This window comes from Variovorax sp. LjRoot130 (genome assembly GCF_964253755.1).
Taxonomy (GTDB): Bacteria; Pseudomonadota; Gammaproteobacteria; order Burkholderiales; family Burkholderiaceae_C; genus Variovorax.
The window spans coordinates 4972118-4998253 of record NZ_CAXURM020000001.1 but is presented as its reverse complement, the minus strand read 5'-3'; the positions used below and the strand labels follow the sequence as shown (position 1 = coordinate 4998253).

The 26136-nt window shown below is 68.4% G+C and carries 24 protein-coding genes; all 24 read left to right on the top strand.

Annotated elements, in window-relative coordinates; translation table 11 throughout:
- Window positions 1–14: 14 nt before the first annotated feature.
- The 24 genes from ACSQ86_RS24805 (at window position 15) to ACSQ86_RS24690 (ending at window position 26126) form a co-directional block, all read left to right on the top strand.
- Window positions 15–650 carry a 2-hydroxychromene-2-carboxylate isomerase gene (locus tag ACSQ86_RS24805; RefSeq protein ID WP_436309742.1) on the top strand — a complete coding sequence of 212 codons (636 nt, stop codon included), beginning with the start codon at window positions 15–17 and terminating at the stop codon, window positions 648–650.
- A 7-nt stretch (window positions 651–657) separates the two neighbouring features.
- On the top strand, window positions 658–1524 hold the full coding sequence (dapF, locus tag ACSQ86_RS24800; protein WP_093103990.1) for a diaminopimelate epimerase: 867 nt from the start codon (window positions 658–660) through the stop codon (window positions 1522–1524).
- Window positions 1521–2210, top strand: a complete 690-nt coding sequence (locus ACSQ86_RS24795) for a DUF484 family protein (protein WP_093103992.1) — start codon at window positions 1521–1523, stop codon at window positions 2208–2210. The genes dapF and ACSQ86_RS24795 overlap by 4 nt, the downstream gene beginning before the upstream one ends.
- Entirely contained in the window at window positions 2207–2824 is a 618-nt protein-coding gene (locus tag ACSQ86_RS24790) for a YdcF family protein (RefSeq protein ID WP_436305461.1), read from the top strand. The genes ACSQ86_RS24795 and ACSQ86_RS24790 overlap by 4 nt, the downstream gene beginning before the upstream one ends.
- Window positions 2808–3824, top strand: coding sequence for a tyrosine recombinase XerC (locus ACSQ86_RS24785; protein WP_436305460.1), 1017 nt, complete (start codon window positions 2808–2810; stop codon window positions 3822–3824). Before ACSQ86_RS24790 ends, ACSQ86_RS24785 begins: the two co-directional genes overlap by 17 nt.
- Window positions 3821–5023: a class I SAM-dependent rRNA methyltransferase gene (locus tag ACSQ86_RS24780; protein WP_436305459.1), complete on the top strand. Its 1203-nt coding sequence runs from the start codon at window positions 3821–3823 to the stop codon at window positions 5021–5023. Before ACSQ86_RS24785 ends, ACSQ86_RS24780 begins: the two co-directional genes overlap by 4 nt.
- An 80-nt stretch (window positions 5024–5103) precedes the next feature.
- On the top strand, window positions 5104–6150 hold the full coding sequence (locus ACSQ86_RS24775; protein ID WP_436305458.1) for a CobW family GTP-binding protein: 1047 nt from the start codon (window positions 5104–5106) through the stop codon (window positions 6148–6150).
- 567 nt (window positions 6151–6717) lie between these two features.
- A complete protein-coding gene (gene dksA, locus ACSQ86_RS24770) occupies window positions 6718–7362 on the top strand; it encodes an RNA polymerase-binding protein DksA (RefSeq protein ID WP_093104176.1) in 645 nt (214 codons plus the stop codon).
- Window positions 7363–7394: 32 nt separating this feature from the next.
- A complete protein-coding gene (locus ACSQ86_RS24765) occupies window positions 7395–8984 on the top strand; it encodes an STAS domain-containing protein (protein ID WP_436309741.1) in 1590 nt (529 codons plus the stop codon).
- A 167-nt stretch (window positions 8985–9151) separates the two neighbouring features.
- Window positions 9152–9697 (top strand): ATP-dependent protease subunit HslV, encoded by a 546-nt coding sequence (gene hslV / locus ACSQ86_RS24760; RefSeq protein ID WP_436293632.1) that lies wholly within the window; start codon window positions 9152–9154, stop codon window positions 9695–9697.
- Window positions 9698–9716: 19 nt separating this feature from the next.
- Complete coding sequence (gene hslU / locus ACSQ86_RS24755) at window positions 9717–11042, top strand: ATP-dependent protease ATPase subunit HslU (RefSeq protein WP_436305456.1); 1326 nt, start codon at window positions 9717–9719, stop codon at window positions 11040–11042.
- Between the two features lie 259 nt (window positions 11043–11301).
- Window positions 11302–11730 (top strand): division/cell wall cluster transcriptional repressor MraZ, encoded by a 429-nt coding sequence (gene mraZ / locus ACSQ86_RS24750; protein ID WP_093104177.1) that lies wholly within the window; start codon window positions 11302–11304, stop codon window positions 11728–11730.
- An 8-nt stretch (window positions 11731–11738) separates the two neighbouring features.
- Window positions 11739–12659, top strand: a complete 921-nt coding sequence (gene rsmH, locus ACSQ86_RS24745; protein ID WP_436309740.1) for a 16S rRNA (cytosine(1402)-N(4))-methyltransferase RsmH — start codon at window positions 11739–11741, stop codon at window positions 12657–12659.
- Between the two features lie 2 nt (window positions 12660–12661).
- Window positions 12662–13024, top strand: a complete 363-nt coding sequence (gene ftsL / locus ACSQ86_RS24740; RefSeq protein WP_093104006.1) for a cell division protein FtsL — start codon at window positions 12662–12664, stop codon at window positions 13022–13024.
- A complete protein-coding gene (locus ACSQ86_RS24735; RefSeq protein WP_436293630.1) occupies window positions 13021–14778 on the top strand; it encodes a peptidoglycan D,D-transpeptidase FtsI family protein in 1758 nt (585 codons plus the stop codon). Before ftsL ends, ACSQ86_RS24735 begins: the two co-directional genes overlap by 4 nt.
- Complete coding sequence (locus tag ACSQ86_RS24730; protein WP_436309739.1) at window positions 14778–16262, top strand: UDP-N-acetylmuramoyl-L-alanyl-D-glutamate--2,6-diaminopimelate ligase; 1485 nt, start codon at window positions 14778–14780, stop codon at window positions 16260–16262. Before ACSQ86_RS24735 ends, ACSQ86_RS24730 begins: the two co-directional genes overlap by 1 nt.
- On the top strand, window positions 16259–17704 hold the full coding sequence (locus ACSQ86_RS24725) for a UDP-N-acetylmuramoyl-tripeptide--D-alanyl-D-alanine ligase (protein ID WP_436309738.1): 1446 nt from the start codon (window positions 16259–16261) through the stop codon (window positions 17702–17704). The genes ACSQ86_RS24730 and ACSQ86_RS24725 overlap by 4 nt, the downstream gene beginning before the upstream one ends.
- A 16-nt stretch (window positions 17705–17720) precedes the next feature.
- Window positions 17721–18899: a phospho-N-acetylmuramoyl-pentapeptide-transferase gene (gene mraY, locus ACSQ86_RS24720; RefSeq protein ID WP_093104012.1), complete on the top strand. Its 1179-nt coding sequence runs from the start codon at window positions 17721–17723 to the stop codon at window positions 18897–18899.
- 5 nt (window positions 18900–18904) lie between these two features.
- Entirely contained in the window at window positions 18905–20587 is a 1683-nt protein-coding gene (murD, locus tag ACSQ86_RS24715) for a UDP-N-acetylmuramoyl-L-alanine--D-glutamate ligase (RefSeq protein ID WP_436309737.1), read from the top strand.
- Window positions 20584–21876 (top strand): putative lipid II flippase FtsW, encoded by a 1293-nt coding sequence (ftsW, locus tag ACSQ86_RS24710; RefSeq protein ID WP_093104016.1) that lies wholly within the window; start codon window positions 20584–20586, stop codon window positions 21874–21876. The genes murD and ftsW overlap by 4 nt, the downstream gene beginning before the upstream one ends.
- The gene (murG, locus tag ACSQ86_RS24705) at window positions 21873–22934 is read left to right on the top strand and encodes an undecaprenyldiphospho-muramoylpentapeptide beta-N-acetylglucosaminyltransferase (RefSeq protein ID WP_093104017.1); all 1062 of its coding nucleotides are present in this window, start codon (window positions 21873–21875) and stop codon (window positions 22932–22934) included. Before ftsW ends, murG begins: the two co-directional genes overlap by 4 nt.
- Window positions 22931–24388: a UDP-N-acetylmuramate--L-alanine ligase gene (gene murC, locus ACSQ86_RS24700; RefSeq protein WP_093104019.1), complete on the top strand. Its 1458-nt coding sequence runs from the start codon at window positions 22931–22933 to the stop codon at window positions 24386–24388. The genes murG and murC overlap by 4 nt, the downstream gene beginning before the upstream one ends.
- Entirely contained in the window at window positions 24385–25344 is a 960-nt protein-coding gene (locus ACSQ86_RS24695) for a D-alanine--D-alanine ligase (RefSeq protein WP_436305450.1), read from the top strand. The genes murC and ACSQ86_RS24695 overlap by 4 nt, the downstream gene beginning before the upstream one ends.
- Entirely contained in the window at window positions 25344–26126 is a 783-nt protein-coding gene (locus ACSQ86_RS24690) for a cell division protein FtsQ/DivIB (RefSeq protein WP_436305448.1), read from the top strand. The genes ACSQ86_RS24695 and ACSQ86_RS24690 overlap by 1 nt, the downstream gene beginning before the upstream one ends.
- Window positions 26127–26136 lie beyond the last annotated feature (10 nt).

Genomic DNA, 26136 nt, shown 5'->3' with positions numbered 1-26136 from the left:
AGATAATCCAGAACATGATCGAACTCGACTGCTACTACAGCCTCTCTTCGCCCTGGGCGTATCTCGGCGGTCCGCAACTGCAGGACATCGTGCGCCGCCACCACGTGCGGCTCGTGCTCAAGCCCTACGATTTCCAGGCCGTGGTGCCGCACACCGGCGGCATTCCGCTCAAGACGCGGCCCGAGCCGCGCCGCACCTACCATGCGCTCGAACTCGCGCGCTGGCGCGAGTACCTGGGCATGCCGCTCAACCTGGAGCCGAAGCACTATCCCAAGGGCCCGCCGGCCGATCCGAACTGGAACAAGTACCCGGGCTGGATGGTGATCGCCGCCCAGCTGCAGGGGCTCGATGCGCAGCCGCTCTCGCATGCGCTCTTGCGCGCGCTGTGGGCCGAGGAACGCGACACCTCGGATGCCGCGGTGCGCATCGCGGTCGCCGACGAGAACGGCTACGACGGCGCCGCGCTGCAGGCGTTGGAGCAGGGGCCCGAAACTCAGGCCCGCTACCGTGCCAACAGCGCCGAGGCGGTGGAGAAGGGCGTGTTCGGCGCGCCGACCTTCATCCTCGAGGGCGAGCGCTTCTGGGGGCAGGACCGGTTGGCCTTCCTCGACCGGGCGCTCGACCGGATCAGGGCTGGCCGCGGCGGATAATCCCCCGATGCGAATCCGCTTCACCAAGATGCAGGGCGCCGGCAACGACTTCGTCGTGCTGGACGAAACCCGTGGCGCGCTGGGCCTGAGTGCGGCGCAGTACCGCTTCCTGGCCGACCGCCACTTCGGCGTCGGCGCCGACCAGATCCTCACCGTGCGGCCTTCGCCGGCGGCGGGCATCGATTTCCAATACGTGATCCACAACGCCGACGGCGGCGAGGTCGAGCAGTGCGGCAACGGCGCGCGCTGCTTCATGCGCTTCGTGCGCGAGCACGGCCTCACGCCGAAGGACACGGTGCGCGTGCAGACGCTCTCGGGCGTGATCGAGCCGCACATGGGTGCCGACGGCCGCGTGACGGTCGACATGGGCGCGCCGATCTTCGAGCCCGCACGCGTGCCCTTCGACACCGCCGGCCTCGACCCGCAGCACGACGGCGCCTGGCACACCTGGCACCTGACCCTGGGCACGCACGCCGAAAGCGCCAAGGTGTCGGTGGCCGTGCTGTCGATGGGCAACCCGCATGCGGTGCAGATCGTGCCGGACGTCGAGACGGCGCCGGTGGCCACCCAGGGTCCGGCGATCGAGCACCATCCGCGCTTCCCGCAGCGCGTCAACGCCGGCTTCATGCAGGTCGTCGACCGCACGCACGTGCGCCTGCGCGTGTTCGAGCGCGGCGCCGGCGAAACGCTGGCCTGCGGCACCGGCGCCTGCGCCGCGGTGGTCGCGGGCATCCGTCTCGGCCGGCTCGACACCGGGGTCGACGTCCAGACCCGCGGCGGACTGCTCACCATCGAATGGGCCGGCGACGGCGCTCCGGTGCTGATGACCGGGCCCGCCGACACCGTGTTCGAAGGCGAAATCGAAGTGCCATGAACAAATTCAACTCCAACGCCATGAACCCGATCACCGAAGACGACATCGCCAACTACCTCTCGAACACGCCGGACTTCTTCGAACGCCATGCGCAGCTGCTGGGCCAGGTGCAGCTCACCAGCCCGCACGGCAACCGCGCGGTGAGCCTGCAGGAACGGCAGGCCGAGATGCTGCGCGAGAAGATCAAGGCGCTGGAGCACCGGGTGATGGACATGGTGCGCCATGGCACCGAGAACGTGGTCACGGCCGACCGGCTGCAGCGCTGGACGCGAGGCCTCCTGACCACGCGCGACCCGCGCGGGCTGCCGACCCAGATCGCGGAGCAGCTGCAGACGCTGTTCCTGGTGCCGCAGACCGCGATCAAGATCTGGGACTGCGACAGCAGCTACCTCAACGAGCCGTACGCGCAGTGGGTCAGCGACGACGTGAAGGCGCTGGCCACCTCGCTGACGGCGCCGTACTGCGGCCTGAATGCTGGCTTCGAAGCCGCCAACTGGCTGGCCGAGCCGCGTGCCGCGGTGTCGATCGCGCTGATTCCGCTGCGGCCCGACGCCGAAGCGCCGGCCTTCGGCCTGCTGGTGCTGGCATCGCCCGACGCGCAGCGCTTCAATGCCGAGATGGGCACCGACTTCCTGGAGCGCATCGCCGAGCTGGCCTCGGGCGCGCTCTCGCGGCTGCGGCCTTGATCCGCGGCTTCAGGCGCGCGGTACTCGGCGCGCTGGGGGTCCTGCTGCTGGGCTATGCAGCCATCGCGATCACGATCTGGCTGCATGCGCTCGACCTGCTGGGCCATCCGCCCCAGCGCGCGGCCGATGCGGCACTGATCCTCGGCAACCGCGCGTATCGCGACGGCAAGCCCAACCCCTGCCTCACCGGCCGTGTCGACACCGGCATCGCGCTGGCGCGGGAGGGGCGTGTGCGCCAGCTCGTGCTGTCCGGCGGCATCGACCGCGAGGACGGGCGCGTCGAGGCCGAGGTGATGCAGCAGCATGCGCGCGACGCCGGGTACACGGGCACGCTGCTGTTGGAGCCCGTGTCGTCGACGACGCGCGAGAACCTCTCGATGTCGCGCGCCGTGCTGCAGGCAGCCGGCGTGAAGAGCGTGATCATCGTGTCCGAGCCCTACCACCTGTGGCGCGTGGAGCGCCTGGCGCGCGCGGCCGGCTTCGACCGGATGTTCGAGCTGCAATACGCCGCGGCGCCGACCTCCTGCTGGCGCCGCTGGGGCATGCTCTTCAAGGGCGCGTTGCGCGAGCCGCTTGCCATCGTGAACAATGCCTCCAATGGATACCTCCACTGAGTCGCAGATCGCGACCCCGGCACTGGTCGAGAAGTACCTCGAGCACGTGCGCGTGGAACGCCGGCTCGCGGCGCGCACCGTCGAGCTCTACGCCATCCATCTGAAGACGCTGGCCGAGAAGACCCAGGCGGGTGGTCTGGCGCTCGACAAGGTCCAGACCGCCCACGTGCGGCGCTGGATGGCGCAGCTGCACAGCGCCGGCCGCGAAGCGCGCGGCATCGCGCTGGTGCTCTCGTGCTGGCGCGGCTTCTACCGCTGGCTCGGCAACGAGGGGTTGGTGGGCGCGAACCCGGTGCAGGACGTTCATGCGCCCAAGGCAGCTCGGCCCTTGCCGAAGGCGCTGGCGGTCGACGAGGCCGTGCAGCTCGCCGACCTGCACGACGCCGATGCCGACCCCTGGGCCGAGGCGCGCGATCGCGCGATCGTCGAACTGCTCTACGGCTGCGGCCTGCGCGTCGGCGAACTGACCGGATTGGACGTGCGCGCCAGCAACACCGCGCGCGGCTGGGTCGATCTCGATGCGCAGGAAGCCAGCGTGCTCGGCAAGGGCAGCAAGCGCCGCATCGTGCCGGTGGGCGCCAAGGCGGCCGAGGCGCTTGCGGCCTGGCTCGCGGTGCGCGACGAATGCAGCGCGCTCGAGGCCGCCCGACTGCGCGATCCGGCGAATGCCGCCGCGCTATTCATCGGCCGCAACGGCCTGCGTTTCTCCCCCCATTCGGTCTGGAAGCAGCTGCGCCAGCGCAGCCTCAAGGCCGGCCTGGCCGCGCCGGTGCATCCGCACATGCTGCGCCATTCCTTTGCCAGCCACGTGCTGCAGTCCAGCAGCGACCTGCGCGCGGTGCAGGAGCTGCTGGGCCACGCCAACATCGCAACCACGCAGGTCTACACGCGGCTGGATTTCCAGCACCTGGCCAAGGCCTACGATGCGGCGCATCCGCGGGCGCACGCGCGCGACGAGGGCGCATCGGTGCGCGCCCATAAAAGCAAGAACAAGCCATGAAACTTCTGCGTCTTCGGCCCGGCAAGGAGCGCTCGCTGCAGCGCCGCCATCCATGGGTCTTCGAATCGGCGATCGCCAAAGGCGGCGGCGATGCGGGCGAGACGGTGCGCATCGAATCGGACGAGGGCAAGTTCCTCGCCTGGGCGGCCTTCAGCCCGCATTCGAAGATTCGCGCCCGCGCCTGGAGCTTCGACGAGAAGCAGCGCATCGACGCGGCCTTTTTTGCGGCGCGTGTCGCGAGTGCGGTCGCAGCCCGGCAGCTCTTCGACCTGCAGAGCGACGGCGTGCGGCTGGTTCACGGCGAGGCCGACGGTCTGCCGGGTCTGATCGTCGACCGCTATGGCGACACGCTGGTGGCGCAGTTCCTGTCGGCCGGCGTGGAGCGCTGGAAGGAGGTGCTGGCCGATGCTTTGCTGGCTGCCACCGGTCTTGCAAAACTTTACGAACGCTCCGACGCGAGCGGCCGCGAGCGCGAGGGCCTCGCGCCGCAGACCGGCTGGCTGCGCGGCAGCGGTCCCACAGAGCTCACGATCCGCGAGCACGACTGGCAGCTCACGCTCGACATCGCGACCGGCCACAAGACCGGCTTCTACCTGGACCAGCGCGACAGCCGCCGGCGCTTTGCCGAACTGGCCCGGCATCGCCGCTTTCGCCGCGTGCTCAACTGCTTCTGCTACACCGGCGGCTTCACGGTCGCGGCGCTCGCGGGCTTGAAGGCGGCCGGCGCGGTCGAGGGCGCCGAGCTGGTGTCCATCGATTCCTCGCTGCCGGCGCTGGAGCGTGCGCGTGCGCATGTCGCCTTGAATGGCTTCGAAGGCGCGCGCACCGAGTTCCTCGATGCCGACGTCAATGCCGCGCTGCGCCGCTTCATCGAGGAGGGACGGGTGTTCGACGCCATCGTGCTCGATCCGCCCAAGTTCGCGCCCACCGTCGCCCACGCCGAGCGCGCCGCGCGGGCCTACAAGGACATCAACCGGCTGGCGCTCAAGCTGCTGGCGCCGGGCGGCGTGCTCTTGACTTTTTCGTGCTCGGGCGGCATCGGCGCCGACCTGTTCCACAAGATCGTGGCCGGCGCCGGCATCGATGCCGGCGTCGACGGCTACATCAGCGAGCGCCTGGGCGCCGCGCCGGACCACCCGATGACCATCGAGTTCCCCGAGGGCGAGTACCTGAAGGGCCTGGTGGTGGTGCGCAAATAGCTTTTGCCCTTGCCGGAGCGCGGCCGGACCGCCGTCGCTAAACTTTCCGCCTTTCCCCGATTCCACCCCCGGAGCACTTCATGGCCCTCATTCCCGCCACCATCCTGACCGGCTTCCTCGGCGCCGGCAAGACGACCTTGCTGAAGCGCATCCTGAACGAGGCGCACGGACAGAAGATCGCGGTGATCGAGAACGAATTCGGCGAAGAGAACATCGACACCGACATCCTGGTCACCGAGTCGAAGGAGCAGATCGTGCAGATGAGCAACGGCTGCATCTGCTGCACCATCCGCGAGGACCTGCGCGAGGCGCTGCAACTGCTGGCGGCCAAGAAGCGCAAGGGCTTGCTCGATTTCGACCGCGTGGTGATCGAGACCACCGGCCTGGCCGACCCCGGCCCGGTGGCCCAGACCTTCTTCATGGACGACGAGATCGCCGAGAGCTACCTGCTCGACTCGATCCTCACGCTGGTGGACGCCAAGCATGCGCCGCAGCAGCTCAACGACCGCCAGGAGGCGCGCCGCCAGGTCGGCTTTGCCGACCAGATCTTCATCAGCAAGAGCGACCTGGTCGCCGCCGACGAGACCGAGGCGCTGATCCACCGGCTCAAGCACATGAACCCGCGCGCGCCGCAGCAGAAGGTGCATTTCGGCGAGGTGCCGCTGAAAGACGTGTTCGATCTGCGCGGCTTCAACCTCAACGCCAAGCTGGACATCGACCCGGACTTTCTCAAGGAAGACGAGCACGAGCACCACGACCACGAACACGGCGAGGATTGCGACCACCCTTCGCATGCGAACGAGGGCCACGGCCACCACCATCACCATGACGACGACGTGAAAAGCTTCGTCTACCGCGCCGACCGGCCCTTCGACCCGGCGCGGCTGGAGGATTTCCTGGGCGCCATCGTCAACATCTACGGCCCGCGCATGCTGCGCTACAAGGGCGTGCTCCACATGCAGGGCACCGAGCGCAAGGTGATCTTCCAGGGCGTGCACCAGCTGATGGGCAGCGACCTCGGCCCGGCCTGGGGCGCGGACGAAAAACGCAACAGCCGCATGGTCTTCATCGGCATCGACCTGCCGCGCGAAATCCTGGAGCAGGGCCTGGAGCAGTGCCTGGTCTGATGATCGAGTGCGAGGCGGCCGCCGACGGGGCGCCCCAAGGCGAGCTGCGCCTCCCCCTCGGGGGGTGGAGTTACACGCAGCGTAGCGAAGTGAAAAGCCGGGGGCCAACATTCTTTGTCTATACAATCGCGCGCCTGTTCCGGGAGCGCACCTGTCCTGTCTTTATGGGGATGTGTGACTTTCGGCATAGGACTGCGCACGTTTCTGGCCTGCTTTCGGGGGTATAACCCCGGGGTTCGCCACCGGCGAGCACCCTGACAACGTTCGTCGAAGGAGCCAGTCACCGTGAAGAAACCCGTCGCCAAAGCCAAGCCCGTGACCAAGCCGGCGGTCAAGAAGACACCGGCTGCCAAGAAGGCTGTGCCCGCGGCGAAGAAGGTTTCTCCGGTCAAGCCAGTCAAGTCTGCCGCGCCGTCGAAGGCCCCTGCCAAGAGCAAGACCACGACGGCGAGTGCAGGCGCTTCGTCAACCAAGGCGGCCGGCCCTCGTGCCACCGCACATGCTGCATCACCGACTCCCGTGAAAAAAGCGGCTGCCGCCTCCACTCCCGCCACGGCGACACCTTCCATGACCACTCCGACCACCCCCACCAATACCCCCGCCGCCACGCCTGCCCCCGCACGCGGCGGACGCGTTTCGCGGCTGTCGCAGCTGACCGTGCCCTCCATGCCCCAGTCGGTGGCCTCCACCGCGGCCAAATCGAGCTTCGTCCAGATCACGACGAACCCGCTGGTGCCGCCGCCGCCCATCGCCGTCAAGAAGGACCCGAAGCTGGCCAACAACTGGAAGAGCAAGCCGGCCCACGAACTCACCGATGCCGAGGTGATCGCGATGCCGGATTCGGAGTACATGAACGAGAAGCAGATGGCCTTCTTCCGCCTCAAGCTGCAGGAGCTCAAGCGCGGCATCCTCGAGAACGCCGGCGAGACCACCGAGCATCTGCGCGAAGACACGGTGGTCGTGCCGGACCCGGCCGACCGCGCCACCATCGAGGAAGAGCACGCGCTCGAACTGCGCACGCGCGACCGCGAGCGCAAGCTGCTCAAGAAGATCGAGCAGTCGATCCAGCGCATCGACGCCGGCGACTACGGCTACTGCGACGAAACCGGCGAGCCGATCGGTGTCGGCCGCCTGCTGGCCCGGCCGACCGCCACACTGTCCCTGGAGGCGCAACAGCGTCGTGAACTGAAGCAGAAGATGTTCGGCGACTGATCTTTCACGAAGCCGAAGGGGAGACGCTGCGCATGGCCAAGGAAGATTCCGGTCGCTTGTTGTCGAAGGTTGCGAAGTTCGTTCGCAATCCGCTCAAGGATTGGTCCGAGCTCGACGCCGAGGAGTCGTCGCAGCTCGAGAACGGCTACAGCCGCGAGATGCTCAAGGAAATGATCGAGCGGCGGCAGCGCAACGACTTCGTGCGCCGCCGTGAGTTCGACATGCTGCGCAAGTTGCGCCAGCGCGAGGCGGCCGGCGGCCGGGATGCCGCGGCCACGCCGTCCTCCTTCAACGTCAGCAGCACCTCGGGCAAGACCGAGGGCCGGGCGCTCACGCTCAAGAAGATCGACGAGATCGAAGAGCAGATGTCGCAGCAATGGTGGAAGAACCGCGGGCCTGGAGGCGCAGCCGGCCCCGACGGCGCGGCTTCCCGGAACTCCGACATGGCCGCTCAGCATGCGCGCGCCTATGCCGACACCGTACCCGGCGTGCCGCCGCCCCCCGGGGCGACCGGGCAGCAGGGCGCACGCTCCGTCTACGACGGCAGCATCGAGGAAGCCGCCATCCGCTTCGCCCACGGCGACGATGCCGGCGCCGAAGCCATCCTGTTGCAGACGCTGGCACCGGACAGCCCGAGCGCCGATCACGACGACACCTGGCTCGCCTTGCTCGACCTTTACCGGGCCACCGGCGATGCCGAGAAGTTCGCGGCCGCCGGCGTTCGCTATGCGCAGCACATGAAGCGGGCTGCGCCCGAATGGATTTCGCTGCGCGCGCTGGCGCGCAATGTCCAGGCCTCGGCGGCTGCCGATAGCGAATCGGCGCCGAGGGCGGCACCGGTCGGCGGCGCCGACTGGGCGAGCCCCGCGCGGCTGACGCGCGAAAGCCTGCTCGGCCTCACCCGTGCGCTCGCCGCGGCCGGCGCGTCGTGGAAGCTCGACTGGAATGCGCTCGACGCCATCGAAGCCGATGCCGCCGGGCCGCTGCGCGCCTTGTTCAACCACTGGGCCGATTCGGCGGTGCAACTGCGCTTTGCCGGCAGCGATCGCCTGCTGATCGTGCTCACCGAGGCCACGCCCGTCAACAACCGCCAGGTCGATGCGGTTTGGTGGCAGCTGCACATGGCCGCCTTGCGTGTCATGCACCGGGCCGACGAATTCGAACTGCTGGCGCTCAACTACTGCATCACCTACGAGGTGTCGCCGCCGCCCTGGGAAGACCCGAAGGGCGATTTCGGCGAGCTCGAAGCACAGCCGCAGGGGCCCGCACCGGAGGCGGCGTCCGGATTCGCGATCTCGGCCATCGACGACGAGCCCGGCGACGACCTGGCGCCGGCCGGACCCATCGGCCACAGCACGCTGGCGGGGGAGCTCGTGGGCGAGTCGCTCTCGACCTGGGAGCGACTCGATGCGGAGCTGGTCGGCGCACCGAACTTGTCGGTGTCGTGCGCAGCGCTGGTGCGCATCGATTTCGTGGCGGCCGGCACGCTCCTGAACTGGGTCACGGCCCGCGATGCGCGCGAACAGCGCGTGGCCTTCGTGGACGCGCACCGGCTAATCGCGGCCTTCTTCGGCGTGATCGGCATTGCCGACCACGCCGAGGTCGCAGTCAGAACGAACTAGGCCCCCGGCTTTTCACTTCGCTTCGCTGCGTGTTTTTCTCTCCACCCCCCGAGGGGGGCTCGGCCGCCTTGGGGCGGCCCGGCGGCGGCCGATATAGTCTCTCAAGCTCACGAGGGCACTACGCTTATTCGGCTTGCATTCGCGCCAGCCGTCGCCATATTGCTTCGATGGAACAATTTCACGGAACCACGATCATCAGCGTGCGGCGCAAGACCCCGAACGGCGACCAGGTCGCAATCGGCGGCGACGGCCAGGTCACCCTCGGCAACATCGTCATCAAGGGCAGCGCACGCAAGGTGCGCCGGCTCTATCACGGCAAGGTGCTCGCCGGTTTTGCCGGCGCGACCGCCGATGCCTTCACCCTCTTCGAGCGTTTCGAGGCCAAGCTCGAAAAGCATCAGGGCCACCTGGCGCGCGCCGCCATCGAGCTCACCAAGGACTGGCGTACCGATCGCGTGCTGCGCCGGCTCGAGGCGATGCTGGCGGTGGCCGACGCCACCACCTCGCTGATCATCACCGGCAGCGGCGATGTGCTGGAGCCCGAGAACGGCATCATCGCGATCGGCTCCGGCGGCGCCTACGCGCAGGCCGCGGCCAAGGCGCTGGTCGACCACACCGAGATGAGCGCCGCCGACATCGTCAAGAAATCGCTCGAGATCGCGGGCGAACTCTGCATTTACACCAATATGCATCACACGGTAGAGACCCTGTGAGGCCGCTCCGAGTCCATCCATGTCCATGACCCCCCAGGAAATCGTTTCCGAACTCGACCACCACATCGTCGGCCAGCCCGACGCCAAGCGCGCGGTGGCGATCGCGCTGCGCAATCGCTGGCGCCGCCAGCAGGTCGAGGAAAAGCTGCGCGCCGAGATCACGCCCAAGAACATCCTCATGATCGGCCCCACCGGCGTGGGCAAGACCGAGATCGCGCGCCGGCTTGCGCGCCTGGCCGATGCGCCCTTCATCAAGGTCGAGGCGACCAAGTTCACCGAGGTCGGCTACGTCGGCAAGGACGTCGATTCGATCATCCGCGACTTGGCCGAAATCGCCGTCAAGCAGACGCGCGAAAGCGAGAGCGCCAAGGTGCGCATGCGCGCCGAGGACGGGGCGGAAGAGCGCATCCTCGACGTGCTGCTGCCGCCGGCGCGTTTGGCCGATGGCGCCGCCACAGACGGCAGCGGCAATGCCACGCGGCAGGCCTTCCGCAAGAAGCTGCGCGAACACCAGCTCGACGACAAGGAGATCGAGATCGACCTGGCCGAAGCGCGCGCGCCGCTCGAGATCATGGGCCCCGCCGGCATGGAGGACATGACCGAACAGCTGCGCGGCATGTTCGGCCAGCTGAGTCAGGGCCGGCGCAAGACGCGCAAGCTCAAGATCGGCGAGGCGATGCATTTGCTGATCGACGAGGAGTCCGCCAAGCTGGTCAACGAGGACGAGATCCGCACCCAGGCGATCCACAACGCCGAGCAGAACGGCATCGTCTTCATCGACGAGATCGACAAGGTCGCCACGCGCACCGAGGCGCAGGGCGCCGACGTGTCGCGCCAGGGCGTGCAGCGCGACCTGCTGCCGCTGGTCGAAGGCACGTCCGTGACCACCAAGTACGGCGTGGTGCGCACCGACCACATCCTTTTCATCGCGAGCGGTGCCTTTCACCTGAGCAAGCCGAGCGACCTGATCCCCGAATTGCAGGGCCGCTTCCCGATCCGCGTCGAGTTGCAGTCGCTCTCGGTGGCGGATTTCGAGAGCATCCTGACCCAGACCCAGGCCTCGCTGGTGAAGCAGTACCAGGCGCTGTTGGCGACCGAGGGCGTGACGCTGGAATTCGCGCCCGACAGCATCACGCGGCTGGCGAGCATCGCCTACGATGTCAACGAGCGCACCGAGAACATCGGCGCGCGGCGCCTGTCGACCGTCATGGAGCGGCTGCTCGACGAAGTGAGCTTCGACGCCACCAAGCTCGAAGGCCAGGCGATCCGCATCGATGCCGCCTACGTGGACGCACGCCTCTCGGCACTAAGTCACGACGAAGACCTCTCTCGATTCATCCTCTGATCGGCGCTTTTCACTTGTACGGTTCACGCATCACATTCATTGCGTGAGCTAAGTGCTTCATCTGCAACGAAATTCGGTGTTCTTGGAATTGCAAAAACACCGCTAAGTCGTTGATTCCATTACAAAAAATACCTGCGACGGCCCGTTGCGCGCTAAGTGTTTCCTGCTACAGTGCAAAAAAGTGCAGTTAAGTGGGAAAAAGTGTCGAGCGGTGCCTCTTTTGGGTGCGCGACGCCTCCCACCACAGGGGTTCGTGGTCGTGTTTCAAGGCGCTTCATCGCTCAGTCTGGATGCCAAGGGGCGGCTCTCCGTGCCGACCCGGCATCGTGACGTCCTGAGCGCCACCGCGGCCGGTCAGCTCACGATCACCAAGCATCCGCACGGATGCCTGATGCTGTTCCCTCGTCCCGAGTGGGAGAAATTCCGCGAGCGCATCGCCGCGCTGCCGATGTCGGCACAGTGGTGGAAGCGCGTTTTCCTGGGCAATGCGATGGATGTCGAAATGGACGGCACCGGCCGTGTGCTGATCTCGCCCGAGCTGCGCTCGGCGGCGGGGATCACGCGCGACGTTCTGTTGCTGGGCATGGGCAACAACTTCGAGCTCTGGGACAAGGCCACCTACGACGCCAAGGAGGCCGAAGCCACGCAGGGCGAGATGCCCGATGTTTTCCAGGACTTTTCGTTCTGAGGCCGGCAGTGGAACAGGCATGGACCCATACGACGGTTTTGTTGAAGGAAGCGGTGGAAGCCCTCCTTCCCGATGCGTCGCGGGCCTCCGGCACCTATGTGGATGCCACCTTCGGCCGCGGCGGCCATTCGCGCGCCATCCTCGAGAGGCTGGCGCCGGCCGGCCGGCTGATCGCGTACGACAAGGACGCGGAAGCGGTGGCCGAAGCAGCGCGCATCGAGGATGCGCGTTTTTCCATCCGGCACCAGGGTTTCAAGGACGTGGGGGAACTGCCGCCGGCGAGTGTGGCCGGCCTGCTGATGGACCTCGGCATCAGCTCCCCCCAGATCGACAACCCCGCACGGGGTTTTTCTTTTCGTTTCGACGGCCCGCTCGACATGCGCATGGACACCACGCGCGGCGAGAGCGTGGCCGAATGGCTGGCAACGGCCGAACCACAGCAGATTGCGGAGGTGATTCGTGACTATGGCGAGGAACGGTTTGCTGTTCAGATTGCAAAGGCGATTGCAGCTCGCCGACAAGAACGGGGCGCAATTTCAACCACCGCCGAGCTGGCCGAGCTCGTGGCTGGCGCGGTCAAAACCCGCGAGCCGGGCCAGAACCCTGCAACGCGCACATTTCAGGCTCTTCGGATTTTCATCAACGCCGAGCTTGAAGAGCTGCAACAGGCGCTAGAAGCGAGCCTTACCGTGCTGCAACCCCAAGGCCGGCTCGCGGTGATCAGCTTCCACTCGCTGGAAGACCGCATCGTGAAGCAGTTCATCGCCAAGCATTCGCGCGAGATCTACGACCGCCGCGCGCCCTTTGCTGCACCGAAGGCGATGAAGCTGAAGGCTTTGGGACGCGTCAAGCCGTCGAAGGCCGAGGTGGACGGCAACCCCCGCGCGCGCAGCGCGATCCTGCGCGTCGCCGAGCGCACGGAAGCCTGAACATGGCCCGCCTCAACCTGCTCCTGCTCATGGCCGTGCTGGCCTCGGCGATCTACCTGGTGCACACGCAGTACCTGTCGCGCCAGCTGTTCACCGAGCTGCACCGCGTGCAGAACGAGGCGCGCCGGCTCGAGCTCGACCACGACCGGCTGCAGGTCGAGAAGCGCGCGCAGGCAACGCCGCTGCGCGTGGAGAAGCTGGCCAAGGAGCAGCTCAGGATGCGCACGACCACGCCGGCCATCACCCAGTACGTGCGGCAGGACGGCACCGTGATCCCGGCGGTTGCAGCGGTGCCCGCGGCTGCAGCCGCGCCAACGCCGGCCTCGCCGGCGCGTGCGGCGACGACGCGGAGGGCCACGCCATGAGTCGCCGCAGCAGCCGCAGCGTGCAATACACGACCAGCCCGCTGCTCGCGAGCAAGACCCCGGTCTGGCGCAGCAAGTTCATCGTGGCCGGCATCGCCTTCGGCTTCCTGGTGCTGGCCGGCCGCGCGGCCTACGTGCAGGTGATCGGCAACGATTTCTTCCAGCGCCAGGGCGAGGTGCGCTTCACGCGCACGCTGGAGCTGCCGGCCAACCGCGGCCGCATCCTCGATCGCAACGGGCTCTTGCTCGCCTCCAGCGTGGTGGCGCCCAGCATCTGGGCGATTCCGGAGGACATCGAGCGCGACGACCCCGAGGTCAAGGCCAAGCTCAAACAAGTCGCCAGGCTGCTGGAGATGACGCAGAAGGACTTCGACAAGAAGCTGGAGGACGAGGACAAGACCTTCGTCTGGATCAAGCGGCAGGTTGACGAGCCCATCGCCAAGCGCATCGCCGAGCTCAACATCAAGGGCATCTACCAGCGCAAGGAATACAAGCGCCAGTACCCCGAGGGCGAGGCGGCCGCGCACGTGGTGGGCTTCACCAACGTCGAGGACAACGGCCAGGAAGGCATCGAGCTCGCGTTCAACAAGGAGCTGGCCGGCAAGGCGGGCGCGCGCCGCGTCATCAAGGACCGGCTCGGTCGCGTGGTCGAGGGCGTGGGCGAGCAGATCCCGCCGGTCGACGGCCGCGACATCCAGTTGAGCGTCGACAGCAAGGTGCAGTTCTTCGCCTACCAGAAGCTGCGCGATGCGGTGACGGCCAACAAGGCCAAGGCCGGCAGCGTGGTGGTGCTCGACGCCGTCACCGGCGAGGTGCTGGCGCTGGCCAACTACCCGAGCTACGTGCCCGACAAGCGGCAGAACCTCACTGGCGAGCAGCTGCGCAACCGCGCGCTCACCGACACCTTCGAGCCCGGCTCGACGATGAAGCCGATCACGGTCGCGATGGCGCTCGAAGCCGGCCGCATCAAGCCGCAGACGCTGATCGAAACTGGCCCCGGCCGATTCAGCATCGGCGGCTTCACCATCAGCGACACCCACAACTACGGCACGCTGACGGTCGAGGGCGTGATCCAGAAGTCGAGCAACGTCGGCGCGCTCAAGATCGCGCAGAAGATGAGCCCGCACGAGATGTGGGACACCTACACGGCGCTCGGCTACGGCCAGAAGCCCCAGCTGCAGTTCCCCGGTGCGGTGACGGGGCGGCTGCGGCCCTGGAAGAGCTGGCGCCCGGTCGAGCAGGCCACCATGGCCTACGGCTACGGCCTGTCGGCCTCGCTGTTCCAGATGGCGCATTCCTACACCTCCTTCGCGCACGACGGCCAGCTCATTCCCGCGACCATCCTCAAGAGTCCCGACCCGGCGGTGGGCGTGAAGGTGTTCTCGCCGCAGAACGCGCTCGCGGTGCGCAAGATGCTGCAGATGGCGGCCGGTCCCGGCGGCACCGGCCAGCGCGCGCAGACCATCGGCTACTCGGTGGGCGGCAAGTCCGGCACCGCGCACAAGCAGGTCGGCAAGGGCTATGCGAGCAACAAGTACCGTTCCTGGTTCACCGGCATGGCGCCGATCGAGAAACCGCGCATCATCGTGGCGGTGATGATCGACGAGCCGAGCGCCGGCCAGTATTTCGGCGGCCTGGTGGCAGCGCCCGTGTTCAGCGAGGTCGTGCAGCAGACGCTGCGCATGATGAACGTCCCGCCCGACATGGCAGTCAAACCGCTGGTCGTGACCAACGGCGTGGAAGAGAGCTTCTGATGCTGACGCTGCACAGTCCCCTCGAGGCCGCCGGCTGGCTCAAGGCCCGCGTGCGCGGCGTGCTGCATGCCGACAGCCGGCCGGTGGGCGCGGGCGACGGTTTCGTCGCCTGGCCTGGCGCGGCCACCGACGGCCGGCGCCATGTCGCGGCCGCGCTGGCGCAGGGCGCCGCGGCCTGCCTGGTCGAAGCCGAGGGCGTCGAGGCCTTCGGCTTCGAAGGCGAGACCATTGCGCGCTACGTCGGCCTCAAGGCCGCGACCGGGCCGATCGCCGCGGCCTACCACGACGATCCTTCGACCCGGCTCGACGTGCTTGCTGTCACCGGCACCAACGGCAAGACCTCCACCGCCTGGTGGCTGGCGCAGGCGCTCGCGGGGCGCTCGCCCTGTGCCGTGATGGGCACGCTGGGCATCGGCGTGCCGCCGGACCTGAGCTATACCGGCCTGACCACGCCCGACCCGGTGATGCTGCAGCGCGAGCTGCGCAACTACGCGGACCGCGGCTTCGGCGCCTGTGCGATCGAGGCCTCCTCGATCGGCATCGCGGAGCGCCGGCTCGACGGCACGCGGATCGCGGTCGCGGTGTTCACCAATTTCACGCAGGACCATCTCGACTACCACGGCAGCATGGATGCCTACTGGCGGGCCAAGGCCGAGCTGTTCGGCTGGCCGGGCCTGCGCGCCGCGGTGGTCAACATCGACGACGTGCACGGCGCCAGCCTGGTCGCGAACCTGATCGAGCGCGGCGTCGGCGCACTCGACGTCTGGACCGTGTCGGCCGCCGGCGCGCCGGCCCGCCTCCGGGCGACGGAGATCGGCTACGACGCGCAGGGCCTGCAGTTCTCGGTGGTCGAGCAGGGCGTGCCGGCCGAACACCTGAAGACGCAGCTGATCGGCCAGTACAACGTCGCGAACCTGCTGGGCGTGCTGGGCACGCTGCGCGCGCTCGGGCTGTCGCTGAAGGAAGCGGTGGCGGCCTGCGCGCGGCTCGACAGCGTGCCGGGCCGCATGGAGCGCGTCGCCATCGCGGGCCAGCCGCTGGCGGTGGTCGACTACGCGCACACGCCCGACGCGCTCGACAAGGCGCTGGCTGGCCTGCGTCCGCTGGCGCGGCTGCGCGGCGGGCAGCTCTGGTGCATGTTCGGCTGCGGCGGCGACCGCGACACCGCCAAGCGGCCCATGATGGCCGCGGTGGCCGAAAAGCAGGCCGACCGCCTGGTCCTGACCAGCGACAACCCGCGCAGCGAGAAGCCCAACGCCATCATCAGCCAGATCCTCCTCGGGCTCGCGCGTCCCGAGGCAGCCCAGGTCGAGCCCGACCGCGCGAAGGCGATCCGCGAGACGCTGGCTCAGGCCGCGCCCGAAGACGTGGTGCTGCTGGCCGGGCGCGGCCACGAGGCCTGGCAGGAAATCGCCGGCGAGCGCATCGCGTTTTCCGATCGAACGCATGCGATCGAAGCCTTGACGCTAAGGAGTGGCGCATGAGCGTTCATCAGCCAGGAACACCCATGATGACGCTCGGCCAGGCACAGGCCTGGATTCCGGGCGCGCGCCTGGTCGGCGATCCCGTCACGCCCATCTCGCGCGTGCACACCGACACGCGCACGCTGGCGGCCGGCGACCTGTTCGTCGCCCTCAAGGGCGAACGCTTCGACGCCAACGACTTCCTGGCCGATGCGCGCGCGCGCGGCGCGGTCGCTGCGATCGCGCACCGCGGACTGGCGGCCGCCGGGCTGCCGGGGCTCGAGGTGCCGGACACGCTGGCTGCGCTCGGCGCCCTGGCTGCGGGCTGGCGCGCGCAGTTCGAGCTGCCGCTGGTCGCGGTCACCGGCAGCAACGGTAAGACCACCGTCACGCAGATGATTGCGTCGATCCTGCGCGCCGCCGGTGCCGAGCGCGCGCTCGCGACGGCCGGCAACTACAACAACGAGATCGGCGTGCCACTGACGCTGCTGCGCCTGCGCGAACAGCACCAGCTCGCGGTGGTCGAGCTCGGCATGAATCACCCGGGCGAGATCGCGCGGCTGGCGGCGATTGCGCGTCCCACCATCGCGCTGGTCAACAACGCGCAGCGCGAGCACCTGGAGTTCATGGCGAGCGTCGACGCGGTGGCGCGCGAGAACGGCGCCGCGATCAGCGCGCTGCCGGACAGCGGCACCGCCGTGTTCCCCTACGGCGACGCCTTCACCTCGCTGTGGAACGAAATGGCGCACGAGGGTGCATCGCGCCGCTGCCTGACCTTCGGCGAGCGGCCCGACGCGGACATCGCGCTGGCCGGCGCCGAATGGCGGGGCGACGCCTGGCGCTTCGAGGCGCGCACGCCGCTCGGCGACATCAAGTCCACCCTGCGGATCGCCGGCCGGCACAACGTGGTCAATGCGCTCGCCGCCGTGGCCTGCTCGCTCGCCAGCGGCGTGTCGCTCGAGAAGATTGCCGAGGGGCTGGCCGCGTTCGAGCCGGTCAAGGGGCGTTCGAAGGCCACCGAGCTGCGTTTCGCGGGTCGGCACACGATCACGCTGGTCGACGACAGCTACAACGCCAACCCCGACTCGGTGCGCGCCGCGATCGATGTGTTGAGCGGCCTGCCGGGCCCGCGCCTCCTGGTGCTGGGCGACATGGGCGAGGTCGGCGACCAGGGACCGCAATTCCACGCCGAGGTCGGTGCATGGGCGAGCCAGCGCGGCATCGAAACACTTTTCGCGCTCGGCCGCGAATCGGCGCACGGCATCGCGGCCTTCAAGGCCGCCGGCGGCGCCGAGGCCCGGCATTTCGACGACATCGCGGCACTCAACGCGGCGGTCCTGGCGCAGGTGCCGCGCACGGCCAGCATGCTGGTCAAGGGCTCGCGCTTCATGCAGATGGAGCGTGTGGTGCAGGCCGTCGCGGCGGCTGCCAAAGAACAACAAGACAAGGAGGGCAGCCAATGAACCCGGCCTGCGCATCATGCTAGTGAGCCTCGCCCTGTGGCTGCAGACGCTCTCGCCGGAGTTCGGCTTCCTGCGCGTCTTCCAGTATCTGACCTTCCGCGCGCTGATGGCCGCGCTGACCGCGCTGCTGGTCGGCCTCCTGGCCGGGCCCTACGTGATCCGCCGCCTTGCCGCGCTCAAGATCGGCCAGCCGATACGCGGCTACGGCATGGAGACGCACCTGACCAAGAGCGGCACGCCCACCATGGGCGGCGTGCTGGTGCTGTTCTCGATCGCCTTCGCGACGCTGCTGTGGTTCGACCCGTCCAACCGCTTCGTCTGGATCGTGCTGTGGGTCACGCTGGGCTTCGGCGCCATCGGCTGGGTCGACGACTGGCGCAAGGTGGTGCGCAAAGATCCGGAAGGCATGCGTTCGCGCGAGAAGTACTTCTGGCAATCGGTGGTCGGGCTGGTGGCGGGCTTCTACCTGCTGTTCAGCATCTCCGAAAGCTCCAACTGGCGCGTGCTCGAGCTGTTCTACAGCTGGGTCGGCTCGGGCTTCGACCTCGACTTTCCGCCCAAGATCAACCTCCTGGTGCCCTTCTTCAAGGAAGTGAGCTACCCGCTCGGCGGCATCGGCTTCGTGATCCTGACCTACCTCGTGATCGTCGGCGCCAGCAACGCGGTGAACCTGACCGACGGGCTCGACGGCCTGGCGATCATGCCGGTGGTGATGGTCGGCTCCGCCCTGGGCGTGTTCGCCTACGTGACCGGCAGCGCGGTCTATTCCAAGTACCTGCTGTTCCCGCACATCCCGGGCTCGGGCGAACTGCTGGTGTTCTGCTCGGCCATGGCCGGCGCCGGGCTCGCATTCCTCTGGTTCAACACCCATCCGGCGCAGGTCTTCATGGGCGACGTGGGCGCGCTCGCGCTGGGCGGCGCGCTCGGCACCATCGCGGTGATCGTGCGCCAGGAAATCGTGTTCTTCGTCATGGGCGGCATCTTCGTGGTCGAGGCGATCTCGGTGATGGCGCAGGTGACCTACTTCAAGTACACCAAGAAGCGCTTCGGCGAAGGCCGCCGCGTGCTCAAGATGGCGCCCTTGCACCACCACTTCGAGAAGAGCGGCTGGCGCGAGACGCAGGTCGTGGTGCGTTTCTGGATCATCACCATGCTGTTGTGCCTGGTGGGTCTTTCCACCTTGAAGCTGCGGTAGGACACATGCGGCATCTTCAAGACCAACACGTGCTGATCCTGGGCCTGGGCGCCTCGGGACTGGCGATGGCGCGCTGGTGCGCGCGCCATGGCGCCAGGCTGACCGTGGCCGACACGCGCGAGGCGCCGCCGCAGCGCGATGCGCTGCTTGCCGAGCTGCCCGAAGCGGATTTTGTCGGCGGGCCGTTCTCGGCCGCACTGGTCGAAGGCACGTCGGTGCGCGCCGTCTATCGCTCGCCGGGCCTGTCGCCGGCTTCGATCGCGGTGGTGGTCGATGCGGCGCGCGCCATGGGCCTTCCCGTGGGCGGCGAGCTCGATCTGTTCGCGCAGGCGCTGGCGGACCTGCGCACCGTGGAAGCTGCCCACGCAGTTGATGCGCCGGTGGAAGAGGCCGAGCCGGCGCCGGTGTCGCCGCCGCAGGAGCAGGAAGCCGAATCCGCCGCTATCGAGGACGACGACGACGACGCCGAAGCGCCGACCCCGATCCTCGTGCCCGTCCCGCCGGCGCCCCAGGGCTACACGCCGGCGGTGCTGGCCGTGACCGGCACCAATGGCAAGACGACGGTCACCGCGCTCGCCGGCCAACTGGTGGAACGCGCCGGCAAGACGGTCGCGGTGGCCGGCAACATCGGCCCCACCTTGCTCGACACGCTGGCCGCGCACCTCGACGCCGGCACGCTGCCCGAGGTGTGGGTGCTCGAGCTCTCGAGCTTCCAGCTCGACGGCGTGCAGGGCTTCGAGCCGACCGCGGCCGCGGTGCTCAACCTGACGCAGGACCACCTCGACTGGCATGGCGACATGGCTTCTTACGCAGCGGCCAAGGCGCGTATCTTCGGCGCCAAGGGCACCATGGTGCTCAATCGCGAGGACGAGGCGGTGATGGCGATGCAGCCCGCGCCGGTGAAGCTGGCGAAGGGCCAGTCGCCGCGCAGCATCGTCACGTTCGGCGCCGGCATGCCGCTGCGTCCCGGCGACTACGGGCTCGAACGGCTGAATGGAATGCCCTGGCTGGTGCGCGCGCTGGAAGCCGACGAGACGCAGAAGCGCAAGCGCGGCGCCGCGGCCGAAGAGGAAGAGATCCACATCCAGCGCCTGATGCCGGCCGATGCGCTGCGCATCCGCGGCCGGCACAACGCCCTCAACGCCCTGGCGGCGCTCGCGCTCGCCGCCGCGGCCGGCTGCCAGCTCGCGCCCATGCTCTACGGCCTGCGCGAATACCGTGGCGAGCCGCATCGGGTCGAGCCGGTCATGATCGTCGACGAGGTCGAGTATTTCGACGACAGCAAGGGCACCAACGTGGGCGCGACGGTCGCGGCCCTGATCGGGCTGGGCGAAGAGCGCCGCCTGGTCGTGATCCTCGGCGGCGAGGGCAAGGGCCAGGACTTCGCGCCGCTCGCGGAACCGGTGCGCCAGTACGTGCGCGCCGTGGTGTTGATCGGCCGCGACGCGCCGCTGATCGAGGCGGCGCTGGCATCGACCGGCGTGCCGCTGCTGCCCGCCGCCTCGCTGCCCGAGGCCGTGACGCTGGCCGCCGGCCGCGCGCATCCCGGCGATGCCGTGCTGCTGTCGCCGGCCTGCGCGAGCTTCGACATGTTCAAGGACTACGAACACCGCGCGACGGTGTTCTGCGAGGCGGTGCAGGAACTCGCCGAGGCACCGCGTGGCACCGGCGGGGAGGAGCTCGCATGAGCACGACCGCCGCAGCCACCCCCAACAAGACGAGCCGCTTCGCCGGCTGGTTCAGCCGCGCCACGAGCGGCATCGACGCGTTGCCCATGCACCTGCCGGTGCGTCTCGGCAATGCCGGGATGACGCAGACCAAGGCGGCGCCGGTGCGCGTGCTGGGCTTCGACCAGGCGCTGGTCTGGGTCACGGTCGCCTTGCTCGCCTGGGGCCTGGTGATGGTCTATTCGGCCTCCATCGCATTGCCGGACAACCCGCGCTTCGCGCGCCAGGGCTACGGCCCGGCCTTCTTCCTCACGCGCCATGCGGCCTCGGTGGTGATCGCCTTCATCGCCGCGCTCTTGGCCTTCCAGATCCCGATGGCGATCTGGGAGCGCGCGGCGCCCTGGCTCTTCGTCGCCTCGCTGCTGCTGCTGGTCGCGGTGCTGATTCCGCACATCGGCATCAACGTCAACGGCGCGCGCCGCTGGCTGCCGATGGGCTTCATGCGCTTCCAGCCTTCCGAGCTGGCCAAGCTCGCGATGATCCTCTACGCCGCCAGCTACATGGTGCGCAAGATGGAAATCAAGGAGCGCTTCTTCCGCGCCGTGCTGCCGATGGGCATCGCGGTGGTGGTGGTCGGCATGCTGGTGATGGCGGAGCCCGACATGGGCGCCTTCATGGTGATCGCGGTGATCGCGATGGGCATCCTGTTCCTCGGCGGCGTCAACGCGCGCATGTTCTTCGTGATCGCCGCGCTGGTGGTCGTCGCGTTCGGCACCATCGTGGCCACCAGTCCGTGGCGGCGCGAGCGCATCTTCGCCTACCTCGATCCGTGGAGCGAAGAGCATGCGCTGGGCAAGGGCTATCAGCTGTCGCATTCGCTGATCGCGATCGGCCGCGGCGAGATCTTCGGCGTCGGCCTCGGTGGCAGCGTCGAGAAGCTGCACTGGCTGCCCGAGGCGCACACCGACTTCCTGCTCGCGGTGATCGGCGAGGAGTTCGGCCTGGTCGGCGTGCTGCTCGCGATCGGCCTCTTCCTCTGGCTCACGCGCCGCATCATGCACATCGGCCGCCAGGCGATCGCGCTCGACCGCGTGTTCTCCGGCCTCGTGGCGCAGGGCGTCGGCATCTGGATCGGCTTCCAGGCCTTCATCAACATGGGCGTGAACCTGGGTGCGCTGCCGACCAAGGGGCTGACCTTGCCGCTGATGAGCTTCGGGGGCTCGGCCATCCTGATGAACGTAGTCGCGCTCGCGATCGTGCTGCGCATCGACTATGAGAACCGGGTTCTCATGCGCGGAGGCCGCGTATGAGCAGGACGGCACTGGTCATGGCGGGCGGCACGGGCGGGCATATCTTCCCGGGACTGGCCGTGGCCGAGGCCCTGCGCGAGCGCGGCTGGCGCGTGCACTGGCTGGGCGCGCCCGGCAGCATGGAAGAAAAGCTGGTGCCGCCGCGCGGCTTCGCCTTCGAGCCGGTGCATTTCGGCGGCGTGCGCGGCAAGGGGCCGATCACGCTGTTCCTGCTGCCGATGCGCCTCTTGCGCGCGTTTTTGCAGAGCATCGCCGTCGTTCGCCGCGTCAAGCCCGATGTGGTGGTTGGCCTCGGCGGCTACATCACCTTTCCGGGCGGCATGATGAGCGTGCTGCTCAACAAGCCGCTGGTGCTGCACGAGCAGAACTCGGTCGCCGGGCTCGCCAACAAGGTGCTTGCCAGCGTCGCGGACCGCGTCTTCACCGCGTTCCCGAACGTGATGAAGAAAGCCCAGTGGGTCGGCAACCCGCTGCGCGCGGCCTTCACTTCGCAGCCCGACCCGGCCACGCGCTTCGCGGGCCGCAGCGGTCCGCTCAAGCTGCTGGTCGTCGGCGGCAGCCTGGGCGCGAAGGCGCTCAACGCCGTCGTGCCGAAGGCGCTCGCGCGCATCGCACCCGAGCAGCGTCCGACGGTCACGCACCAGAGCGGCGCCAAGCAGATCGACGAGCTGCGCGCCAACTATGCGGCTGCCGGCGTCGAAGGCGAGCTCACCCCTTTCATCGAAGACACCGCAAGCGCCTATGCCGACGCCGACCTGATCGTCGCGCGCGCCGGCGCGAGCACCGTCACCGAAATCGCGGCCGTCGGCGCAGCAGCGCTGTTCGTGCCATTTCCATCCGCCGTGGACGACCACCAGACCACCAATGCGCGCTTTCTTGTCGACGCAGGCGGCGGCTGGCTCGTTCAGCAAACCGAATTGACTCCCGAATTGTTGGCCGACTTGCTACAGAAAACCGGGCGCCCTGCGCTCATGGAACGCGCCGTGAAGGCCAAGACGATGCAGAAAACCGAGGCGGTCAACGTGCTCGTGCAGGCCTGTGAGGAGCTTGTCAAATGAAGCACGCAATTCGTCATATCCACTTCGTCGGCATCGGCGGCTCCGGCATGAGCGGCATCGCCGAGGTGTTGTTCAACCTGGGCTACAAGATCACCGGCTCCGACCTGGCCGACAGCGCGACGCTCAAGCGGCTCGCGGGGCTGGGCATCACCACCTTCGTGGGCCACGACGCGGCGAACATCGCGGGCGCCGACGCGGTCGTGACTTCCACCGCCGTGAATGCCGACAACCCCGAGGTGGTCGCCGCGCGCGAGAAGCGCATCCCTGTCGTGCCGCGGGCGCTGATGCTGGCCGAGCTGATGCGGCTCAAGCAGGGCATCGCGATCGCCGGCACGCACGGCAAGACCACGACGACCAGCCTGGTCGCGAGCGTGCTCGCGGCGGCAGGGCTCGATCCGACCTTCGTCATCGGCGGCCGGCTCAACAGCGCGGGCGCCAATGCGCAGCTCGGCAGCGGCGACTACATCGTGGTCGAGGCCGACGAGTCGGACGCTTCCTTCCTGAACCTGCTGCCGGTGATGGCGGTGGTCACGAACATCGATGCCGACCACATGGAGACCTACGGGCACGATTTCGCGAAGCTCAAGAAGGCTTTCGTCGATTTCCTGCATCGCATGCCTTTCTATGGCACGGCGATCCTCTGCACCGACGATCCGGCGGTGCGCGAGATCGTGACCGAGGTGTCCTGCCCGGTCACCAGCTACGGCTTCAGCGAGGACGCGCAGGTGCGTGCGGTCAACGTGCGCGCGGTCGGCGCGCAGATGCACTTCACCGCGCAGCGGCGCAACGGCGTTACGCTGCCGGACCTGGACATCGTGCTGAACCTGCCCGGCGAGCACAACGTGCGCAATGCGCTGTCAGTGATCGCGGTGGCGGTCGAGCTCAACGTGCCCGACGAGGCGGTGCAGCGCGGCCTGGCTGACTTCAAGGGCGTGGGCCGGCGCTTCCAGCGCTACGGCGAGGTCAAGCTGCCGCGCGCACACGGGCCCGGCAGCTTCACGCTGATCGACGATTACGGCCACCACCCGGTCGAGATGGCGGCCACCATCGCCGCCGCGCGCGGCGCTTTCCCGGGGCGGCGCCTGGTGCTGGCTTTCCAGCCGCACCGCTTCACGCGCACGCGCGACTGCTTCGAGGATTTCGTCAAGGTCATCGGCGCGGCCGACGCGGTGCTGCTGGGCGAGGTCTATGCGGCCGGTGAAGCGCCGATCGTGGCCGCCGACGGCCGCTCGCTGGCACGCGCGCTGCGCGTGGCGGGCAAAGTGGAGCCGGTGTTCGTCGACGAGATCGCGGACATGCCGCAGGCCATCCTCGACAACGCGCGCGAGGGCGACGTGGTGATCTGCATGGGTGCGGGCTCGATCGGAGCCGTGCCCGCCAAGGTGGTCGAGCTCGGCGGCGCGGCCTCTTCCAAGAAATCGGAGCGCTTCACGCGCGAAGGGAGAGCACTGTGAACCCGCAGGACTTCGGCAAGGTGGCCGTGCTTTTCGGCGGCACGTCGGCCGAACGCGAGATTTCCATCATGTCGGGCACCGGCGTGCTGGAGGCACTGCGCTCGCGCGGCGTCGACGCCCACGCCTTCGATCCGGCCGAGCGCGAGCTGGTCGAGCTCAAGCACGAAGGCTTCGCACGCTGCTTCGTCGTGCTGCATGGCCGACACGGCGAGGACGGCACGGTGCAGGGCGCGCTGGAACTGCTCGGCATTCCCTACACCGGCTCCGGCGTGATGGCCTCGAGCGTGGCGATGGACAAGGTCATGACCAAGCGCATCTGGCAGGCCGACGGCCTGCCGACGCCGCGCTATGTGCGCCTGGCCTTCGACCAGCAGAGCCGCGAGCAGGTGCTGGCCGTGCCCGACGTGCTGGGGCTGCCGCTGATCGTGAAGCCGCCGCGCGAGGGTTCCTCCATCGGCGTGACCAAGGTCGAGGGCTACTCGCAGATGCAGGACGCCGTGACGCTGGCCGTCGGCTACGACACCGACGTGCTCTGCGAGGAGTTCATCGAGGGCGAGGAAGTCACCTGCGCCGTGCTCGGCGGCGGCCTCGGCGCCGAGGCGCTGCCGGTGGTGCGCATCGCCGCGCCCGAGGGCGCCTACGACTACCAGAACAAGTACTTCACCGACGACGTGAAGTACCACTGCCCGAGCGGCCTGCCCGATGCGGAGGAGCAGGAGATCCGGCGCATCACGCTGGCGGCCTACCACCAGCTCGGCTGCCGCGGCTGGGGCCGCGCCGACCTGATGATCCGCGCCAGCGACCGCAAGCCCTTCCTACTGGAGATGAACACCTCGCCCGGTATGACCACCCATTCGCTGGTGCCCATGTCGGCGCGCGCGGCCGGCATCTCCTACGAGGACCTGTGCCTGCGCGTGCTGGCATCGGCCACCCTGGACTCGAAAGCGGAGGTCTGATGGCTGCCAGCATCCCCGTGCCCTTCGACGTCAAGCTCATGAACGTGACCGCGACCCTGGTGTACGCGTTGTTCGCGCTCGTGTTGCTGGCGGCGGGCGCATGGTGGGTGCTGCGCCAGCCCTTCTTCCCGCTGGCCGGCATCAAGGTCGACGGCGAGGTCACGCACAACAACGCGGTCACGTTGCGCGCCAACGTCGCGCCGCAGCTGGCGGGCAACTTCTTCACGGTCGACCTGGCGCGCGCGCGTGTCGCCTTCGAGGCCGTACCCTGGGTGCGCAAGGCGGTGGTGCGGCGCGAGTTCCCGAACAAGCTGCGCGCCACCCTCACCGAGCATGTGCCGGTGGCGCACTGGGGCGATGAGGCGCAATCGCGCCTCATCAACGGCTTCGGCGAAGTGTTCGAGGCCAACGTGGCCGAGGTCGACGACAGCCTGCCGCGGCTGGACGGGCCGACCGAGCAGTCCGGCCAGGTGCTGGGCATGTACCGCGTGCTGCAGCCGCTGTTTGCGCCCTACGAGCTGTCGCTCGACGCGCTCACGCTGTCGAGCCGCGGCAGCTGGCGCGCGGTGCTGGACACCGGCGCCGCGATCGAACTCGGCCGCGGGCAGAGCGAGGAAGTGGCGGCGCGCACGCAGCGTTTTCTGGTCACGGTGGCGCCGGTCGCGCGGCAGTACGGGCGCACGGTCGCTTCGGTCGAGGGCGCCGACCTGCGGCACAACGAAGGCTACGCGCTGCGCTTGCGCGGTGTCACCACGGTCGTCACCGACCCCAAGAAGAAATAGGAACTGAGGA

Bases quoted from the DNA above. Each gene is read 5' to 3' on its own strand.
- murD (WP_436309737.1), top strand. From the start codon at position 18,905: ATGCGGCATCTTCAAGACCAACACGTGCTGATCCTGGGCCTGGGCGCC.
- mraY (WP_093104012.1), top strand. From the start codon at position 17,721: ATGCTAGTGAGCCTCGCCCTGTGGCTGCAGACGCTCTCGCCGGAGTTC.
- ACSQ86_RS24690 (WP_436305448.1), top strand. From the start codon at position 25,344: ATGGCTGCCAGCATCCCCGTGCCCTTCGACGTCAAGCTCATGAACGTG.
- dksA (WP_093104176.1), top strand. From the start codon at position 6,718: ATGACCACTCCGACCACCCCCACCAATACCCCCGCCGCCACGCCTGCC.
- murC (WP_093104019.1), top strand. From the start codon at position 22,931: ATGAAGCACGCAATTCGTCATATCCACTTCGTCGGCATCGGCGGCTCC.
- ftsW (WP_093104016.1), top strand. From the start codon at position 20,584: ATGAGCACGACCGCCGCAGCCACCCCCAACAAGACGAGCCGCTTCGCC.
- ACSQ86_RS24730 (WP_436309739.1), top strand. From the start codon at position 14,778: ATGCTGACGCTGCACAGTCCCCTCGAGGCCGCCGGCTGGCTCAAGGCC.
- ACSQ86_RS24805 (WP_436309742.1), top strand. From the start codon at position 15: ATGATCGAACTCGACTGCTACTACAGCCTCTCTTCGCCCTGGGCGTAT.
- murG (WP_093104017.1), top strand. From the start codon at position 21,873: ATGAGCAGGACGGCACTGGTCATGGCGGGCGGCACGGGCGGGCATATC.
- hslU (WP_436305456.1), top strand. From the start codon at position 9,717: ATGTCCATGACCCCCCAGGAAATCGTTTCCGAACTCGACCACCACATC.
- ACSQ86_RS24775 (WP_436305458.1), top strand. From the start codon at position 5,104: ATGGCCCTCATTCCCGCCACCATCCTGACCGGCTTCCTCGGCGCCGGC.
- ACSQ86_RS24765 (WP_436309741.1), top strand. From the start codon at position 7,395: ATGGCCAAGGAAGATTCCGGTCGCTTGTTGTCGAAGGTTGCGAAGTTC.
- hslV (WP_436293632.1), top strand. From the start codon at position 9,152: ATGGAACAATTTCACGGAACCACGATCATCAGCGTGCGGCGCAAGACC.
- dapF (WP_093103990.1), top strand. From the start codon at position 658: ATGCGAATCCGCTTCACCAAGATGCAGGGCGCCGGCAACGACTTCGTC.
- ACSQ86_RS24795 (WP_093103992.1), top strand. From the start codon at position 1,521: ATGAACAAATTCAACTCCAACGCCATGAACCCGATCACCGAAGACGAC.
- ACSQ86_RS24780 (WP_436305459.1), top strand. From the start codon at position 3,821: ATGAAACTTCTGCGTCTTCGGCCCGGCAAGGAGCGCTCGCTGCAGCGC.
- ftsL (WP_093104006.1), top strand. From the start codon at position 12,662: ATGGCCCGCCTCAACCTGCTCCTGCTCATGGCCGTGCTGGCCTCGGCG.
- ACSQ86_RS24735 (WP_436293630.1), top strand. From the start codon at position 13,021: ATGAGTCGCCGCAGCAGCCGCAGCGTGCAATACACGACCAGCCCGCTG.
- ACSQ86_RS24725 (WP_436309738.1), top strand. From the start codon at position 16,259: ATGAGCGTTCATCAGCCAGGAACACCCATGATGACGCTCGGCCAGGCA.
- ACSQ86_RS24785 (WP_436305460.1), top strand. From the start codon at position 2,808: ATGGATACCTCCACTGAGTCGCAGATCGCGACCCCGGCACTGGTCGAG.